The sequence below is a fragment of the Sphingomonas sp. GM_Shp_2 genome, from assembly GCF_026540875.1.
GTDB lineage: Bacteria > Pseudomonadota > Alphaproteobacteria > Sphingomonadales > Sphingomonadaceae > Sphingomonas > Sphingomonas carotinifaciens.
In genome coordinates, this window is the sequence record NZ_JALNUQ010000007.1 from 45769 (window position 1) to 61817 (window position 16049).

The window sequence follows — 16049 nt, forward strand, 5'->3', positions numbered from 1 at the left end:
CCGCCACCAGCCTGCGCTCAAGGCGTCACCCGGTACAGGGTCGTCGTGCCCACGCGGGCGATGCCGGTCAACGGTGCCCGGCCCTGCTGCAATGCCGCCGCCATGCTGTCCGGCACTTGCCGATAGGGCATCGCGGCACAGGCCAGCACGTAGCGGACACCCAGCCGCTCGGCCATGCGCCGCGCCGCCGGCGGCGGCAGGCGGTAGAAGCGATAGCTCGCCAGGATCGCCTCGCCCGCGCGGTGATAGGGCGCGGCAAGCACCCGGTGCGGCGTATGCGCGATCAGCATCGCGCCGGCATCCACCGGCGCCAGCACCAGCCCCGCCGGTTGCCGCGCCAGCGTCGCCAGCATCGCCGGCGGCGTGCAGCCCATGTCGGCGGTTCCGCCCGGCGCCGATGCGGCCGTCGCCGGCACCGTCATCTGGGCGATCAGTGCATAGACGATCCCCGCCGACCCCAGCCACGCCCCCGCCATCCGCCATCCCCCGCGCGCCCGCGCCAGCACGACGATCCGCGCCAGCGGCAGGCAGGCGAGCAGCGCCCCGCCATTGGCCGCCCGCGCCTGCACCATCGCCAGGCCCAGTGCACCGACCAGCAGCACGAGGATGACGATCCAGCCCCGTGTCCGCTCGGCACGCACGGCATGGACCGCGGCCAGCACGCCTGCGACCAGGAGTCCGCCATAGCCGATCGCCACCGCCGGCGTCGCCAGCAGCGGGCGTGCCTCCGCCACCTTCGACAGCCAGACGCGCACCAATAGCGGGTCGAGCGCGCCATAAGGCGACAGGCAGGCCGGCGTCAGCCGCCACACCGCCCATGCAGCCAGCGCACCCACGACGCCGATCGCCGCCAGCCGATGCCGCCGGTCGCGCAAAGCCGTGGCGCCCGCCCCGGCAAACACCGCCGCGGCCCCGATCACGCTCGCCACCCAGGCATTGGCGGTAAAGCCGTCGCACGCCGGGTAGAACCAGAAGTTCGGTGCAAAGCACCGCGCGGCGACCAGCCCGAACGCCAGCCCGCCGCCATAGCCGACCAGCCGGTCGCGCCGCCCGCTCCACGCCGCCTCCGCCAGAAGGATGGCGGCGAGCAGCGCAAGCAGCGGTGCGGTTTCCATCCCGACCACCAGACTGGCCGCCGACGCCCCGCCGATCAGCGCGCCGTACAGCAGGCGATCCGGCCCCAGCAGCCCCGCGACCGCGATCAGCCACAACAGCATCTGCAACCCGTGATGATCGATCCGCCCCGGGGCGAAATATGTGGTGGCCGGATGGGCGAGCGCGGCAAGCAGCATCGCGACCGGCGCGATCCTGTTCCCGCCCACGTCGCGCGCCGCCCGCGCCATCACGAACAGCACGCCCGCGAACAACAGGGCGGGCCATGCCACCACCGCGATCCGCTCGGCGGTGGCGACGCCGGCCAGGGGCGAAATGAGCAGGATGATCGCCGCCGGCCCCAGATCGGCAAGGCGCGTCCAGTGCATCGGCACGCCGTCGAACCCCAGCCGGTGCTGCGTCAGATCGGCGAAGCGCTGTCCGCCCCGCCAGTCGCGGATCTGGACGAGGCGCATCAGGTCGTCGGTATCGGGCAGCCGCATCGCCGCCAGCGCGGCCGCGTCGCGCAGCGTCCATGCCGCGGTCAGGACGGCCGCCAGCAATACCGCCAGCAGCGCGTCCCGCCGCCATCCCGTGCCCAGCGTGGTCATCGCACCACTCATAAGGCCGGGATGGTTAAACGCGAGTTAGATCAGCGGTCGCGCCGACCGAGCAGGCGCAGGCGCAGCGCGTTCAGCTTGATGAAGCCGGCCGCATCGCGCTGGTCGTAGGCGCCCTGGTCGTCCTCGAACGTCACCACCTTTTCGCTGTACAGCGAATAGGGCGACTTGCGACCGGTGACGATGCACGAGCCCTTGTACAGCTTCAGGCGGACGGTGCCCGTCACCTTGGTCTGGCTGTGGTCGACCGCGGCCTGCAGCATCTCGCGCTCGGGCGAGAACCAGAAGCCGTTATAGACCAGCTCGGCATAGCGCGGCGCCAGTTCGTCCTTCAGGTGCGCGGCACCCCGGTCCAGCGTGATCTGCTCGATGCCCCGGTGCGCCATCGCATAGATGGTGCCGCCCGGCGTCTCGTACATGCCGCGGCTCTTCATGCCGACGAAGCGGTTCTCGACCAGGTCGAGCCGGCCGATGCCGTGCTTGCGACCCAGATCGTTCAGCTTCGCGAGCAGGGTCGCCGGGCTCATCCCCTCGCCGTTCAGCGCGACGCCGTCGCCGCGCTCGAAATCGATGGTGATCGTCTCGGGCGCGTCCGGCGCGTCCTCGGGGTTCACCGTGCGCGAATAGACATAATCCGGCACCTCGTCCCACGGGTCCTCCAGCACCTTGCCCTCGGACGAGGTGTGCAGCAGGTTGGCGTCGGTCGAGAACGGCGCCTCGCCGCGCTTGTCCTTGGACACCGGGATCTGATGCGCCTCGGCGAACTCGATCAGCTTGGTGCGGCTGGTCAGGTCCCATTCGCGCCACGGCGCGATGACCTTGATGTCGGGATTGAGCGCGTAATAGCCCAGTTCGAACCGCACCTGGTCGTTGCCCTTGCCGGTCGCGCCGTGGCTGACCGCGTCGGCACCGACCTGCCGGGCGATCTCGATCTGGCGCTTGGCGATCAGCGGCCGCGCGATCGAGGTGCCGAGCAGGTACGTCCCCTCATAGACCGCATTGGCGCGCATCATCGGGAAGACGTAATCGCGCACGAACTCTTCGCGCAGGTCGTCGATGAAGATATGCTCGGGCTTGATGCCCATCAGCTCGGCCTTGGCGCGCGCCGGCTCGAGTTCCTCGCCCTGGCCCAGATCGGCGGTGAAGGTCACCACCTCGCAGCCATAATGCTGTTGCAGCCACTTCAGGATGACGCTGGTGTCGAGTCCGCCGGAATAGGCGAGAACGACGCGCTTGATATCTTCGCTCATGCGGGGGTCCTTGGATGGATAAGGGCTTTGGTCGCGCCCCTATGCGCAAGCGCGGTGGCGTGCAACCGGGTGCGGCGCCATTCATTGGGCGTACAAGCCGCAGGTCCTAGCGACCGTGCCCAAAAGCCATCAGGAGTCGACCACCCCATGCCCCGTTTCGCCCTTCTCGCCGCCGCTGTTGCCGGCACGCTTGCCCTGCCCGCCGCCGCGCAGGAGACGCAGGCCACCGCCGCCGCCAAATTCTCGCGCGAGTTCAAGGCGACCGACACAAACAAGGACGGCGTGTGGAGCAAGGCGGAGGTTACCGCGCGCATCGCCCGCATGGGGGCTGCCAACAAGAAGTTCGACAAGGCGCATGCCGACCGGCTGGCGACCAAGTGGTTCACCGCGGCAGACGCCAACAAGGACGGCAAGGTGACCGAAAAGGAAGCACAGGCGCTGCTCGCCGCCACCTTCCAGGCCTATGACGCCAATCGCGACGGCCGCATCGGCGCGGGCGAACGCTCCACTGCCAAGAAGGCAATCCAGGGACGCTGAGCGTTTGTTTTAAAACGTGCCGTGGCACGTTTTGCGGCGCCGGCCCGCTCCCCCACCCGGCCACCCACAGAGTATCCTTGATGGGTGGTCGGGTGGGGGAGCGGGCCGGCGCCGCCTCGAAACTCGCCCTTTCGCGAGTTTCCAAATGGACATGACAAAAAAGACCCGGTGCGTCACCGCACCGGGCCAGGTCGTCCGCAGGAGGAACATCGTGGGGGGCGGGCTCTGCCGGTCCGCCCCCGATCTCTTAATTGTAAGCGCGCTCGCCGTGCTCACCGAGGTCGAGGCCTTCCTGCTCGACTTCCCTGGAGACACGCAGGCCGGTGACCGCCTTGGCGACGAACATCGCGACAACCGTGCCGATCGTCGCCCAGACGATGGTGGTCGCCACCGCGCCGAGCTGGACGAGCAGCTTGGCGCCCATCGCGTAGTCGGCCGCACCCGGTCCGCCGAGCGCGGGGGCATAGACGATGCCCGTGCCGATCGCGCCGACCATGCCGCCGACGCCGTGGACACCGAATGCGTCCAGCGAGTCGTCGTAACCCAGCCGGGGCTTCACCACCGACACCATGTAGAAGCAGATGACGCTGGCAACCGCGCCCAGCACGATCGCGCCGAACGGGCCGGAATTGCCCGCCGCCGGCGTCACCGCGACCAGCCCCGCGACGATGCCCGAGCAGAAGCCGAGCGCCGACCCCTTGTGGCCGTGCAGCCGCTCGGCGAGCATCCAGAACAGCGCGCCCGATGCGGTGGCGACAAAGGTGTTGATCATCGCCAGCGCCGCCGACCCGTTGGCCTCCAGCGCGGAGCCGGCATTAAAGCCGAACCAGCCCACCCACAGCAGGCCGGTGCCGACGCCGGTCAGCGTCAGCGAGTGCGGCGGCATCGGCGTGGTCGGATAACCCATGCGCTTGCCCAGGATGATCGAGGCGACGAGCGCGGAGACGCCGGCATTGATGTGCACCACCGTGCCGCCCGCGAAATCCAGCGCCCCTGCCTTGAAGAACAGGCCGGAGGCCGCCCACACCATGTGCGCGACGGGGAAGTAGACGATGGTCAGCCACACCGCGGCGAACACCATCACCGCGGAAAACTTCATCCGCTCGACCACCGAACCCAGCACCAGCGCGATGGTGATCGCGGCAAAGGTCATCTGGAACGCGACAAAGACATATTCCGGGATCTCGACGCCCGCGGTAAAGGTCGCGGCCTGGCTGGCGGGCGTCACGCCCGACAGGAACGCCTTGCCGAAACCGGCGATGAAGTTCGACGCGCCGCCCGACAGGTCGGGACCGAAGGTCAGCGAATAGCCGTACATCACCCACAACAGCATCGCGAGGCACGCCACCGCGCCGATCTGCGTCATGGTGGACAGCATGTTCTTGGCCCGCGTCAGGCCGCCATAGAACAGCGCCAGCCCCGGCAGGATCATCATCAGCACCAGGACAGTGGACGTCATCATCCACGCGGTATCGCCCTTGTTCACCACCCCGGCGGGCGCGGCCGGCGGCGCCTGCAACGCCGCCTCCTGCGCCACGGCCGGCAACGCGGCGAACAGTGCCGCCCCCAGCCCCAGCCCCGCTGCGGTACGAATCGCTCGGTTCATACGGTCCCCCCTCACAACGCGGTATCGTCGGTTTCGCCGGTACGAATGCGCACCGCCTGACCCACATCGAGTACGAAGATCTTGCCGTCGCCGATCGCGCCGGTGTTTGCCGCCGCCTGGATCGATTCCACGACGCGGTCGGCCAGATCGGTGGCGCACACCACCTCGATCTTGATCTTGGGCACCATGTTGGTGCTGTACTCGGCCCCGCGATAGATCTCGGTCTGGCCCTTCTGCCGACCGAATCCCTTGACCTCGGTGACCGTCATCCCCGCCACGCCCAGAACGGTCAGCGCTTCGCGCACCTCGTCCAGCTTGAACGGCTTGATGATGGCAATGACCAGCTTCATCGCACCCCCTTTTCGGTTACCCGTCCGGCAACTTTGCAAGGGGTGTGCCAGTTACATTTCGTAAGGGCTCGCCGGGGTTTGAGGGGAACGGGCCACCGATCCCGGTAACTTATTTAGGCACCGATCCGGCCATGCCCGAAAATCAGGCAGCGTCGACGATCCCGCGCGCCGCATCCAGATCATCCTCGTCCACCATCACCCGCACCGGGATCAGCAGCCACGATCCGTCCGCGATGCTGGCCCCACCATCGAAGGCCAGCGCCGGAATGCCCTCGCTCTCCAACCGCGCCACCAGGATGTGCGCCTCGTTGCGATCATAACGGCCGAGTTCGACGAGGCTCATGAAAAAGGCTGCTCCGTTGACGCGCGAAGGTCGCGTGCATAGGCTGAACGCATGAAGCACGATCCCGTACCATCGGGGAAACGCGAACCGGTCAGCCTTTCGCTGGACACAGGTGTCGTAGCAGCGGCGCGGGAATGCGGGATCGATCTGGCGACGGTCAGCGAACATGCGCTCCGTACCGCGACCGCGGCGGCACGCGCCGAACAATGGCAGGCCGAGCATCGGGATTGGATCGAGGCAAACAATGCCTGGGTCGAGGCCAATGGCCTGCCGCTCGCCAAATATCGCCTTTTCTGATGGCGAAGTTCGACCTGTATCCGGCACCCGACGGCGGATATTGGATCGATTGCCAATCCGACCTTCTATCCGGTCTCAACAGCCGCTTCGTCGTGCCGCTGCTTCCTTATGAAGGCGTGCGGGGCGAAGACCGGCGACTGAACCCGATCTTTACCGTCCACGGACACGAGCATGTGATGCAGACGCATTTCGCCGCCGCTGTCCCGGCTCACCTGCTTCGCAAGCCGGCCGGAACACTGATCGAGCAGGAATACGTCATCGGCAGGGCCTTGGACATGCTGATCAACGGCGTCTGAGCACGCCTTAAACCGCGGTCCCGCCCACCGTCAGCCCGTTCACCAGCAGCGTCGGCTGGCCCACGCCCGCGGGCACCGACTGTCCGCCCTTGCCGCACATGCCGATGCCCTCGTCCAGCGCGAAGTCGTCGCCGATGCCGGCCACCTTGGTCAGCACGGTCGGGCCGTCGCCGATCAGCGTCGCGCCCTTGATCGGCGCGCCCAGCCTGCCGTTCTCGATCCGGTACGCCTCGGTGCAGGAAAACACGAACTTGCCCGACACGATATCGACCTGCCCGCCGCCGAAACTCTTGGCGAAGATGCCGGACTTGACGCGCGACAGCAGCTCGGCCGGATCGTCGCGGCCGGCCTTCATGAAGGTGTTGGTCATCCGCGGCATCGGCGCATGCGCGAAGCTCTCGCGCCGCCCGTTGCCGGTGGGTGCCACCCCCATCAACCGTGCGTTGAGCCGGTCCTGCATATAGCCCTTGAGGATGCCGTCCTCGATCAGGATCGTCTCGGCGGTCGGCGTCCCCTCGTCATCGATCGACAGCGAGCCCCGGCGATCCTGGATCGATCCGTCGTCCACCACCGTCACGCCCGGCGCCGCGACCCGCTCGCCGATCCGACCCGAAAAGGCCGAGGTGCCCTTGCGGTTGAAATCGCCCTCCAGCCCGTGGCCGATCGCCTCGTGCAGCAGCACGCCCGGCCAGCCCGGCCCGAGCAGCACGGTCATCTCGCCCGCCGGCGCGGCCACCGCGTCGAGGTTCACCAGCGCCTGCGCCAGCGCCTCGTCGATCGCGCGATTCCATGTCTCGGGCGCCATCAGCCGATCGTAGAGATACCGGCCGCCCATGCCGAAATTGCCGCTTTCGCGCCGGCCATTCTGCTCCACCACCACCGAGACGTTGAGCCGGACCAGCGGCCGCACATCGGTGGCGAGGAAGCCGTCGGCGCGGACGATCTCGACCACGTTCCACGTTCCCGACAGGCCGACCGACACCTGCACCACGCGGGGATCGCGGGCACGCGCGGCGGCATCGATCGTCTGGCACAGGTTCACCTTGTCGGCGAAGGGGACGAGGTCGAGCGGATCGGCCGCGGTATAAAGATGCCGGTTGGTCCCCTGCGGCGGCGCCGCAGGCGCGGCGCCCGACGGATCGATCAGCGCCATCGTCTCGGCCGCGCGGCGGATCGCCGCCTCGCTCATCTCGTTGGCATGGGCAAAGGCGGTCATCTCGCCCGACACCGCGCGCAGGCCAAAGCCCGAATGCGTGTCGTAGCTGGCGGTCTTCAGCCGGCCGTCGTCGAAGCCGAACGCTTCCGACCGCTTATATTGCAGGAACAGCTCGCCATCGTCGGCGCGCGCCAGCGCCGCCGCGGTCAGGCGCCGGGCGGTGTCGGGATCGAGCGTGTCGCGGTACAGGAACGAGCGGGGATCGGGGGCAAGCGTCATGCCCTTGATATAGGGCACGGCCGATCCAGGTAAATGGCCCCGCCGATCAGCGGCCCGCGCCGTCCCCGTGATCGCGCAGCTGCGACTGGTCGGCCCCGTCGGCGGGTCCGCCGATCAGGATGAAGCGTCGGTCGCAATAGCCGCAGTCGACATAGCCGGTCTCGTCGATCTGGAGCCAGACGCGCGGATGGCCGAGCGCGGCTCCGCCGGCAATGTCGGTGGCGCCGTCACAGGCGACGCGGGCGTGCGAGACGCGGGTGGTTTCGGGCGGCGGCAACATGATGGACCCGCGATTAGCAGGCACGGACCTTCTGTTCAATTCCCGGTTGTTGGTGGCCGCACAGACGCCTATCGCGATTGCCATGACGCAAGCGGCCATCTCGATCGACGGATTGTGCAAAACCTATGCGGGCGGCAAGCGCGCGCTGGACGGGGTCAGCTTCGATGTGCCGCGCGGCCAGATCTTCGGCCTGCTCGGCCCCAATGGCGCGGGCAAGTCCACGCTGATCAACATCCTGGCCGGGCTGGTCAACAAGACCGAGGGTCATGCCAGCATCTGGGGCTTCGACATCGACGCGCATCCGCGCAACGCCAAGGCGTCGATCGGCATCGTCAACCAGGAAATCCTGTTCGACCCCTTCTTCACCCCCATCGAGACGCTGGAGATCCAGGCCGGGCTCTACGGCGTCCCGAAAGCGAAGCGCCGCTCGATGGAATTGCTGCGCGCGGTGCATCTGGAGGACAAGGCCAACGCCTATGCGCGCACCCTGTCGGGCGGCATGAAGCGCCGCCTGATGGTCGCCAAGGCGATGGTCCACACGCCCCCGGTGCTGGTGCTGGACGAGCCCACCGCGGGCGTCGACATCGAGCTGCGCCAGCAACTCTGGGCCTATGTCCGCGAACTGAACCGCGGCGGCGTCACCGTGGTGCTGACCACCCATTATCTCGAAGAGGCCGAGGAGTTGTGCGACCGCATCGCGATCATCAATCACGGTCGCCTCGTCGCCAACGAGCCGACCCGCGAACTGGTCGGCAAGGCGCAGGAGAAGATCGTCGCGGTCACCGTCGACCGTGACGTCGCGGGGGTCCCCGACAATGCCTGCTTCGGCAAGATCGTGCTGAAGGGCACGCGCACGCTGGAGATCACCTATGCCAAGGACCGGGTCAACGCCGGCGAGGTCCTCGCCGCCGTCACCCGCGAAGGCTACGGCATCGTCGACGTCTCGACCAAGGAAGCCGACCTCGAAGACGTCTTCCTCAGCCTGACCCGATCGGCGGGGTGATTATCACTCCCTCTCCCTACCGGGGAGCATCAGGTGAACAGCGCCCCGCGCTGTTCAGGTCATGCCGGGGGCATGACCGACCTGATGCTGGAAGGGGCCCGCTGCCGACAGGCAGTGGGAAGGGTGAGGGGCAGACAAGCAGTGTAGCGCTGCTTGGCGCCCCCTCACCCTCCCACCGCTTTAGCGGCGGGCCCCGCCCTCTCTCCGGCGGGGAGAGGGATTGAAGCAGAAACCTCAAATCGTCATCACCGACCCCGCATCCACCCGCATGTTCGCGCCGGTGATGAACCCTGCCCGCTCCGAACACAGGAAAGCGATCATCGCCGCTACCTCTTCGGGCTTGCCGCGCCGTCCGCGCACCATGCCGGGGCGTTCTTCCTTCAGGAAGCTCTCGATCGCCTCCTCGCGCGTGGTGCGGCGCTTCCTGGCGCGTTCGTCCATCATCGCATCGGTCATCGGCGTGGCGATGAATGCCGGCGACACCGCGTTCACCAGGATGTTGTCCCGGCCATAGGCCTTGGACAAGCCCTTGGAGAGCGACAGGATGCCCGCCTTCGACGCGCAATAGGGCAGTTCGTCGACATAGGGCTGCACGCCGTCCTCGGACGCCAGCATCACGATCCGGCCCCAGCCCTTGCCGCGCATCCCCGGGATCGCCGCGCGGCACATGCGCACCGCACCCAGCAGGTTGATGTCCAGCGTTTCCAGCCAGCCGCGCTCGTCCACCGACAGGAAGTCGCCGGTCGCACCGGTCACCCCGGCCGCGTTCACCAGGATGTCGGGATTGCCAAGCTGGCGGTAGACCGAGGCGAACAGCCGCGACACGTCGATCGTGTCGGTCACGTCCGCCGTCACCGCGATTACCTCGCCGTGGCTCGCCAGCATGCTGCGCGCCTGTTCCAGCGGCTCGTGCGTCTTGTCGGTGATCGCGACACGGCACCCCGCCTCCAGCAGCATCCGCGCCGTCTCCAGCCCGATGCCGCTGTCCGCGCCCGTCACGAGGGCGATGCGCCCCGCAATCTCCAGATCCATGTCATTCTCCAAATGCTCCGGGGGCGGGACGAAGGGACGGGCGCTGTTGTTCCACGTCCCTTGCGCCCGCACGCCCCGCCTGCCATCCGACGCGCTTTAGGCCTTGCCGGAGATTGCCCGACGTGACCGGTTCCGCATCGACGAGCGACATCCTGATCGTGGGGTCGGGCGCGGCCGGGTTGACCGCCGCGCTCAACCTCGCGGAACGCTTCCACGTCACCGTGCTCGCCAAGGGCGCCCTGAACGAAGGCTCCACCGCCTGGGCGCAAGGGGGGATCGCGGCGGTGCTGGAGCCGGGCGACACCTTCGACAACCATGTCGAGGACACGATGGTCGCCGGCGCCGGGCTGAACGACCGCAGCATCGTCGAATTCGTCGTGGAGGGCGCGCCCGCCGCGATCGAGCGTCTGCAAAAGCTGGGCGTCCCCTTTGCCGAGGAAGGCGGCACGCTGCACCTGACCCGCGAGGGCGGCCATTCGCACCGCCGCATCGTCCATGTCGCCGACGCCACCGGCTGGGCGGTGCAGGACGCGCTGCAAAAGGCGGCGGAGGCGCATCCCAACATCACCCTGATCCCCGATCAGGTCGCGATCGACCTCGCCACCAGCCGGCACGAAATGCGCTATTCGGGCGCCGGCAACGTGTGGGGCGTCTATGCGGTCGATCGCCGTACCGGCCGCGTCGGGCTGCACACCGCACGCGCGACGATATTGGCGACGGGCGGCGCGGGCCGCACCTATCTGTTCTCCACCGCGCCGCGCGGCGCGACCGGCGACGGCATCGCCATGGCGTGGCGTGCAGGTGCGCGCGTGTCGAACATGGAATTCATGCAGTTCCACCCGACCTGCCTCTACAATCTGGAGGTCAAGAACTTCCTGATCACCGAGGCGGTGCGCGGCGAGGGCGGGCGGCTGTGCAACCCGCGCACCGGCCGCCGCTTCATGCCCGATGTCGACCCCCGCGCCGAACTGGCCCCCCGCGACGTCGTCGCCCGCGCGATCGATGCCGAGATCAAGCGTGACGGCCTGGATTACGTCCATCTCGACATCAGCCACATGCCGGCCGATTTCATCCGCGCGCACTTCCCCAACATCCAGGAAAAGCTTGGCGGCCTCGGCATCGACATGACGACCGGGCCGATCCCCGTCGTGCCGGCACAGCATTATACCTGCGGCGGCATCGTCGTGGACCGGGACGGGCATACCGACCTGCCCGGCCTCTATGCGGTGGGCGAATGCACCCAGTCCGGGCTGCACGGTGCCAATCGCCTCGCCTCCAACTCGCTGCTCGAATGTTTCGTCTTCGGCGAGGCGGCGGCCAACCATATCGCCGCGCACTGGGCGGACCTGCCGCCGCCGCCGGCGATCCGCCCCTGGGACGAAAGCCGCGTCACCGATTCGGACGAGGAAGTGGTCATCAAGCAGAACTGGACGGAGATTCGCCGGTTCATGTGGAATTATGTCGGCATCGTGCGCACCACCAAGCGGTTGCAGCGCGCCGCCAACCGCATCCGCATGCTGAACGACGAGGTGGCCGAGCATTACGGCCATTTCCGCGTCACCCCCGACCTGATCGAGTTGCGCAACCTGCTCCAGACCGCCGACCTGATCGTCCGCTCCGCGCTGCATCGCAAGGAGAGTCGGGGCCTCCACTATACGCTCGACTATCCCGAAACCCTGCCGCACGCGGTGGACACGATCCTCGTCCCCTGACCGCCACCCCCGGCTTCGCGGTTCGCCGCACCCCTGCCGCGCTTCATCGCAACCCGCGGAAATCCGCGGTTTCCTGACACCGCTCGACCGGTCAAGGATCGTGGCATCGTGCGGGGTGCTTTTGTGAACATGCGTATGGCCGGGTTCGGCAGATGGGCGACGGTTGCGGGTCTGCTGGCGCTTGCCGGATGCAATGTGGTGCCAAGCCCCGGCGCCAGCGCCAACGCCCCGGCGCGCGAACCGGAGGTGGCGGTGTCGATCCCCGTGCCGCCGCCCCGTCCGCGCACGGCGCCCGCCGCACCGCAGGGCCTGATCCGCACCGTTCAGAGCCTGTATGCCGGGTTCGAGGGCAAGAAGGGCATCGCCATCCGCGCCGTCGATGACGGCTGGACGGTGGAGGCCGGGGGCCGCCAGCGCCTGCCCCAGCAATCGGTATCCAAGCTGTGGGTCGCGATCACGCTGCTCGACCTGCGCGACAAGGGCAAGGCGCGGCTGGACGACCCGATCACCGTCCGCCGCGAAGACCTGACGCTGTTCCACCAGCCGATCGCCTATCTGGTGAAGGGCGACGGATTCCAGACCACCGTCGGCGGCCTGCTCACCCGCGCCCTGACCCAGAGCGACAACACCGCCAACGACCGGCTGCTCACCTATGTCGGCGGGCCGGCGGCGGTGCGGCGGATGATCGCGGAGAAGCGGCTGGGCGACATCCGCTTCGGCCCCGGCGAACGGCTGCTCCAGGCCAAGACCGCCGGCCTGACCTGGCAACCCGCCTATGCGCTGGGCAACGCCTTTTCCGTGGCGCGCGCCCGGCTCGACCCGGCGGCGCGCGCCACCGCGCTCGACGCCTATGTCGCCGATCCGCCCGACGGTGCCGCGCCGATCGCCATCGCCGACGCGCTCGCCCGGCTGACCCGCGGCGAATTGCTGTCCGAAACCTCGACGCGCATCCTGCTGGAGACGATGGGCGCCTCGCGCACCGGTCATGCCCGCCTGCGCGCCGCCATACCGGCCAGCTGGCAGCTCGCGCACAAGACCGGCACCGGACAGGATCTCGGCCGCCGCAACGCCGGGTTCAACGATGTCGGGCTGCTCACCGCGCCCGACGGCCGCCGCTTTGCGGTCGCGGTGATGATCGGCGACACGACCGAGCCGATCCGCAACCGCCAGGTGCTGATCCAGAACGTCGCCGCCGCCGTCGCCACCTATGCCGGTTCCGCGCAGGGACCGGGCTCGGTCGCCAACTGACGGAAAGCCGCCCCCGCCGCTATCGCCAAGGCGGGGGCTGTTTACGCACCCCCGCATCCGCTACACCCCCGAACCGTCATGCCCCATCTCTATCTCGTCGACGGCTCCGGCTATATCTTTCGCGCCTATCACCGGCTGCCGCCGCTCACCAACAAGCATGGCGAGCCGGTCGGCGCGGTCTATGGCTACACCACCATGTTGTGGAAGCTGGCGGACGAACTCCACGCGGCCGAGGGTCCGACCCACATGGCGGTGATCCTCGACAAGTCGTCGAAGACGTTCCGCAACGACCTGTACGACCAGTATAAGGCGCACCGGCCGCCCCCGCCCGAAGACCTGGTGCCACAATTCCCGATGATCCGCGACGCCACCCGCGCCTTCTCGCTGCCCTGCATCGAGACCGAGGGGCTGGAGGCCGACGACATCATCGCCTGCTATGCCAAGGCGGCACTGGCGCAAGGCTGGCAGGTGACGATCGTCTCGTCCGACAAGGACCTGATGCAGCTGATCGAGCCCGGCCTCGACCTGTACGACACGATGAACAACCGCCGGCTGGGCCCTGAGCATGTCGCGGAGAAGTTCCACGGCATCGCGCCCTCGCAACTGGGCGACGTGCTGGCGCTGATGGGCGACAGCGTCGACAACGTCCCCGGCGTCCCCGGCGTCGGGCCCAAGACCGCGGCCAAGCTGATCCTCGAACATGGCGACCTGGCGGGCGTCCTGGCCGCCGCGGAGGGGATGAAGAAGGGCAAGCTGCGCGACAATCTGATCGAGCATGCCGACATGGCCCGGCTCAGCCGCGAGCTGGTGTCGCTGCGCTGCGACGTGGCGCTGCCCGAACCGCTGGAAGACCTCGAACTCAAGGGCATACCCGACGCGCCGCTGCGCGCCTTTCTTGAACATCACGGCTTCCGCTCGCTCCTGACCAAGCTCGGTCAGGTCGCCGACGCCCCCGTCGAGAACCCGGCGTCCGTCGATCTGCCCGAGGATGACGATCCGCCCTGCAACCATGACGGGTACGAGACGGTGCAGGATGTGGACGCGCTCGATCGCTGGATCGCCGTCGCACGCCACCAGGGCTGGATCGCGGTCGATACCGAGACGAGTTCGACGGACGCCACCCAGGCCGAACTGGTCGGCGTCAGCCTCGCCCTCGCCCCCAACCTCGCCTGCTACATCCCCCTCGGCCACGGCGGCAACGACCTGCTCGCCGAGGTGCCGGTGCAGATCGACCGCGACGTCGCCCTGGCGAAGCTCAAGGACCTGATGGAGGACCCCTCGGTCCTGAAGATCGGCCACAATCTGAAGTTCGACATGATCGTGCTGGGCGAGCGCGGCATTGCGGTCGCGCCGCATGACGACACGATCGTGATGAGCTTCGATCTCGACGCCGGCCTGCATGGTCATGGCATGGACGAACTCGCCGCCACCCATCTCAGCCATGCCTGCATCGCGTTCAAGGACGTGGTCGGCACCGGCAAGACGCAGCGCGGCTTTCACGAGGTCGATCTGAACGCCGCCACCCGCTACGCCGCCGAGGATGCGGACGTGACGCTGCGCCTCTGGAAGCGCTTCAAGGCGCGCCTGCCCGCCGAAGGCTCGACCCGCGTGTACGAGATGGTCGACCGCCCGCTCGTTCCCGTGATCGCACGCATGGAGCGCCGGGGCATCAAGGTCGACCGCGAGGTGCTGGCCAGGCTGTCCGACGAGTTCGCCGGCCGCATCGCCGAGCGCGAGGGCGAAGTGCACGCGCTCGCCGGCCAGCCCTTCACCATCGGCAGCCCCAAGCAGCTTGGCGACATCCTGTTCGAGAAGCTGGGCCTGAAGGGCGGGCGCAAGGGCAAGTCCGGGGTCTACTCCACCGACGTCACCGAACTGGAGCGCCTCGCGCGCGACGGCGGTCCGGGTGCGGAGATCGTGCGCAAGGTGCTCGACTGGCGCCAGCTCACCAAGCTGAAGAACACCTATACCGATGCGCTGCAGGCACAGATCAATCCCAAGACCGGTCGCGTCCACACCAGCTATTCGCTGACCGGCGCGCAGACCGGCCGCCTGTCCTCGACCGAGCCCAACCTCCAGAACATCCCGATCCGTACCGAGGTCGGCCGCCAGATCCGCGACGCTTTCGTGGCGGAACCGGGCAACGTCATCCTCGCGGCCGACTACAGCCAGATCGAACTCCGCCTCGCCGCCCACATGGCGGACGTGCCGGCGCTGCGCGATGCGTTTGCGAACGGCGACGACATCCACAGCCTGACCGCCACCGAATTGTTCGGCGAAGTGAACCGCGACACCCGCGCGCGAGCCAAGACGATCAACTTTGCGATCCTCTACGGCATCAGCCGATGGGGCCTTGCCGGCCGTCTCGAAGTCTCCGCCGACGAGGCGCAGGCGATGATCGACCGCTATTTCGAGCGTTTCCCCGGCATCAACCGCTACATGGCCGAGACGTTGACCCAGGTGCGCGACCACGGCTTCACCCAGACGCTGTTCGGCCGCAAGACGCACTTCCCGCGCATCAAGTCGCGCAACCAGGGCGAGCGGCAGGGTGCCGAGCGCGCCGCGATCAACGCGCCGATCCAGGGCACCTCGGCCGACATCATCAAGCGCGCCATGGTCCGCATGGAACCCGCGCTGGAGGCGGCCGGCCTGTCCCATGTCCGCATGCTCCTCCAGGTTCACGACGAACTGGTCTTCGAATTGCCCGAAGGCGATGTCGACGCCGCCAGCGCGGTGATCCGCGACGTCATGGAGCGCGCCGCGGAGCCTGCGGTGATGCTCTCGGTCCCGCTGGGCGTCGAGATCGGCACGGGAGCAAGCTGGGGAGCGGCACATTGAACGCCACCACCCGGTCGCCCTCACCCTTCCGCGGCCTCGCCGCGCCTTCCCTCTCCCAGCGGGAGAGGGAAGGGGCCTGCTTGGCGCAGCCGGGTGGGAAGGGTGAGGGC

The 16049-nt window shown here is 68.2% G+C and carries 15 protein-coding genes; 7 read left to right on the plus strand and 8 right to left on the minus strand.

Annotated elements, in window-relative coordinates; all coding sequences use genetic code 11:
- Positions 1-17: 17 nt before the first annotated feature.
- Positions 18-1703, minus strand: coding sequence for a hypothetical protein (locus OXR08_RS04140; RefSeq protein WP_267347917.1), 1686 nt, complete (start codon positions 1701-1703; stop codon positions 18-20).
- 41 nt (positions 1704-1744) lie between these two features.
- Positions 1745-2962: an argininosuccinate synthase gene (locus OXR08_RS04145; RefSeq protein ID WP_267347919.1), complete on the minus strand. Its 1218-nt coding sequence runs from the start codon at positions 2960-2962 to the stop codon at positions 1745-1747.
- A gap of 147 nt (positions 2963-3109) precedes the next feature.
- Here OXR08_RS04145 and OXR08_RS04150 point away from each other — a divergent pair, with 147 nt between their 5' ends.
- Positions 3110-3499 carry an EF-hand domain-containing protein gene (locus OXR08_RS04150; protein WP_267347921.1) on the plus strand — a complete coding sequence of 130 codons (390 nt, stop codon included), beginning with the start codon at positions 3110-3112 and terminating at the stop codon, positions 3497-3499.
- A 247-nt stretch (positions 3500-3746) separates the two neighbouring features.
- Here the strand turns inward: OXR08_RS04150 and OXR08_RS04155 are convergent, their stop codons facing one another.
- The 3 genes from OXR08_RS04155 to OXR08_RS04165 form a co-directional block, all read right to left on the minus strand.
- Positions 3747-5105 carry an ammonium transporter gene (locus OXR08_RS04155; protein ID WP_267347923.1) on the minus strand — a complete coding sequence of 453 codons (1359 nt, stop codon included), beginning with the start codon at positions 5103-5105 and terminating at the stop codon, positions 3747-3749.
- A gap of 11 nt (positions 5106-5116) precedes the next feature.
- Positions 5117-5455: a P-II family nitrogen regulator gene (locus tag OXR08_RS04160; RefSeq protein WP_112383741.1), complete on the minus strand. Its 339-nt coding sequence runs from the start codon at positions 5453-5455 to the stop codon at positions 5117-5119.
- A gap of 142 nt (positions 5456-5597) precedes the next feature.
- Positions 5598-5798: a DUF2007 domain-containing protein gene (locus OXR08_RS04165; RefSeq protein ID WP_112383742.1), complete on the minus strand. Its 201-nt coding sequence runs from the start codon at positions 5796-5798 to the stop codon at positions 5598-5600.
- Between the two features lie 51 nt (positions 5799-5849).
- Between OXR08_RS04165 and OXR08_RS04170 the strand changes: the two genes are divergently transcribed.
- A complete protein-coding gene (locus tag OXR08_RS04170) occupies positions 5850-6095 on the plus strand; it encodes a type II toxin-antitoxin system CcdA family antitoxin (protein ID WP_267347926.1) in 246 nt (81 codons plus the stop codon).
- A complete protein-coding gene (locus OXR08_RS04175; protein ID WP_267347928.1) occupies positions 6095-6391 on the plus strand; it encodes a CcdB family protein in 297 nt (98 codons plus the stop codon). Before OXR08_RS04170 ends, OXR08_RS04175 begins: the two co-directional genes overlap by 1 nt.
- 7 nt (positions 6392-6398) lie before the next feature.
- On the opposite strand, the gene tldD is transcribed toward OXR08_RS04175, so the two are convergent.
- A complete protein-coding gene (gene tldD, locus OXR08_RS04180; RefSeq protein ID WP_149682688.1) occupies positions 6399-7826 on the minus strand; it encodes a metalloprotease TldD in 1428 nt (475 codons plus the stop codon).
- A 46-nt stretch (positions 7827-7872) separates the two neighbouring features.
- Positions 7873-8106: a zinc-finger domain-containing protein gene (locus tag OXR08_RS04185; RefSeq protein ID WP_112383744.1), complete on the minus strand. Its 234-nt coding sequence runs from the start codon at positions 8104-8106 to the stop codon at positions 7873-7875.
- A gap of 82 nt (positions 8107-8188) precedes the next feature.
- Here OXR08_RS04185 and OXR08_RS04190 point away from each other — a divergent pair, with 82 nt between their 5' ends.
- Positions 8189-9109: an ABC transporter ATP-binding protein gene (locus OXR08_RS04190; RefSeq protein WP_267347931.1), complete on the plus strand. Its 921-nt coding sequence runs from the start codon at positions 8189-8191 to the stop codon at positions 9107-9109.
- A gap of 234 nt (positions 9110-9343) precedes the next feature.
- Here the strand turns inward: OXR08_RS04190 and OXR08_RS04195 are convergent, their stop codons facing one another.
- A complete protein-coding gene (locus tag OXR08_RS04195; protein ID WP_112383745.1) occupies positions 9344-10141 on the minus strand; it encodes an SDR family oxidoreductase in 798 nt (265 codons plus the stop codon).
- A gap of 122 nt (positions 10142-10263) precedes the next feature.
- Between OXR08_RS04195 and nadB the strand changes: the two genes are divergently transcribed.
- From nadB to polA, 3 genes are all read left to right on the plus strand, one after another.
- Positions 10264-11853 (plus strand): L-aspartate oxidase, encoded by a 1590-nt coding sequence (gene nadB / locus OXR08_RS04200; protein ID WP_112383746.1) that lies wholly within the window; start codon positions 10264-10266, stop codon positions 11851-11853.
- Positions 11854-11988: 135 nt separating this feature from the next.
- Positions 11989-13101, plus strand: coding sequence for a serine hydrolase (locus OXR08_RS04205; protein ID WP_267348023.1), 1113 nt, complete (start codon positions 11989-11991; stop codon positions 13099-13101).
- A gap of 78 nt (positions 13102-13179) precedes the next feature.
- Positions 13180-15939 carry a DNA polymerase I gene (polA, locus tag OXR08_RS04210; protein WP_267347934.1) on the plus strand — a complete coding sequence of 920 codons (2760 nt, stop codon included), beginning with the start codon at positions 13180-13182 and terminating at the stop codon, positions 15937-15939.
- Positions 15940-16049: the final 110 nt, after the last annotated feature.

Excerpts from the sequence above, each read along its gene's own strand:
- OXR08_RS04150 (WP_267347921.1), top strand. The coding sequence starts at position 3,110 with ATGCCCCGTTTCGCCCTTCTCGCCGCCGCTGTTGCCGGCACGCTTGCC.
- OXR08_RS04195 (WP_112383745.1), bottom strand. The coding sequence starts at position 10,141 with ATGGATCTGGAGATTGCGGGGCGCATCGCCCTCGTGACGGGCGCGGAC.
- OXR08_RS04145 (WP_267347919.1), bottom strand. The coding sequence starts at position 2,962 with ATGAGCGAAGATATCAAGCGCGTCGTTCTCGCCTATTCCGGCGGACTC.
- OXR08_RS04160 (WP_112383741.1), bottom strand. The coding sequence starts at position 5,455 with ATGAAGCTGGTCATTGCCATCATCAAGCCGTTCAAGCTGGACGAGGTG.
- OXR08_RS04140 (WP_267347917.1), bottom strand. The coding sequence starts at position 1,703 with ATGACCACGCTGGGCACGGGATGGCGGCGGGACGCGCTGCTGGCGGTA.
- polA (WP_267347934.1), top strand. The coding sequence starts at position 13,180 with ATGCCCCATCTCTATCTCGTCGACGGCTCCGGCTATATCTTTCGCGCC.
- OXR08_RS04185 (WP_112383744.1), bottom strand. The coding sequence starts at position 8,106 with ATGTTGCCGCCGCCCGAAACCACCCGCGTCTCGCACGCCCGCGTCGCC.
- OXR08_RS04190 (WP_267347931.1), top strand. The coding sequence starts at position 8,189 with ATGACGCAAGCGGCCATCTCGATCGACGGATTGTGCAAAACCTATGCG.
- OXR08_RS04170 (WP_267347926.1), top strand. The coding sequence starts at position 5,850 with ATGAAGCACGATCCCGTACCATCGGGGAAACGCGAACCGGTCAGCCTT.
- OXR08_RS04155 (WP_267347923.1), bottom strand. The coding sequence starts at position 5,105 with ATGAACCGAGCGATTCGTACCGCAGCGGGGCTGGGGCTGGGGGCGGCA.
- OXR08_RS04175 (WP_267347928.1), top strand. The coding sequence starts at position 6,095 with ATGGCGAAGTTCGACCTGTATCCGGCACCCGACGGCGGATATTGGATC.
- OXR08_RS04165 (WP_112383742.1), bottom strand. The coding sequence starts at position 5,798 with ATGAGCCTCGTCGAACTCGGCCGTTATGATCGCAACGAGGCGCACATC.
- OXR08_RS04205 (WP_267348023.1), top strand. The coding sequence starts at position 11,989 with ATGGCCGGGTTCGGCAGATGGGCGACGGTTGCGGGTCTGCTGGCGCTT.
- tldD (WP_149682688.1), bottom strand. The coding sequence starts at position 7,826 with ATGACGCTTGCCCCCGATCCCCGCTCGTTCCTGTACCGCGACACGCTC.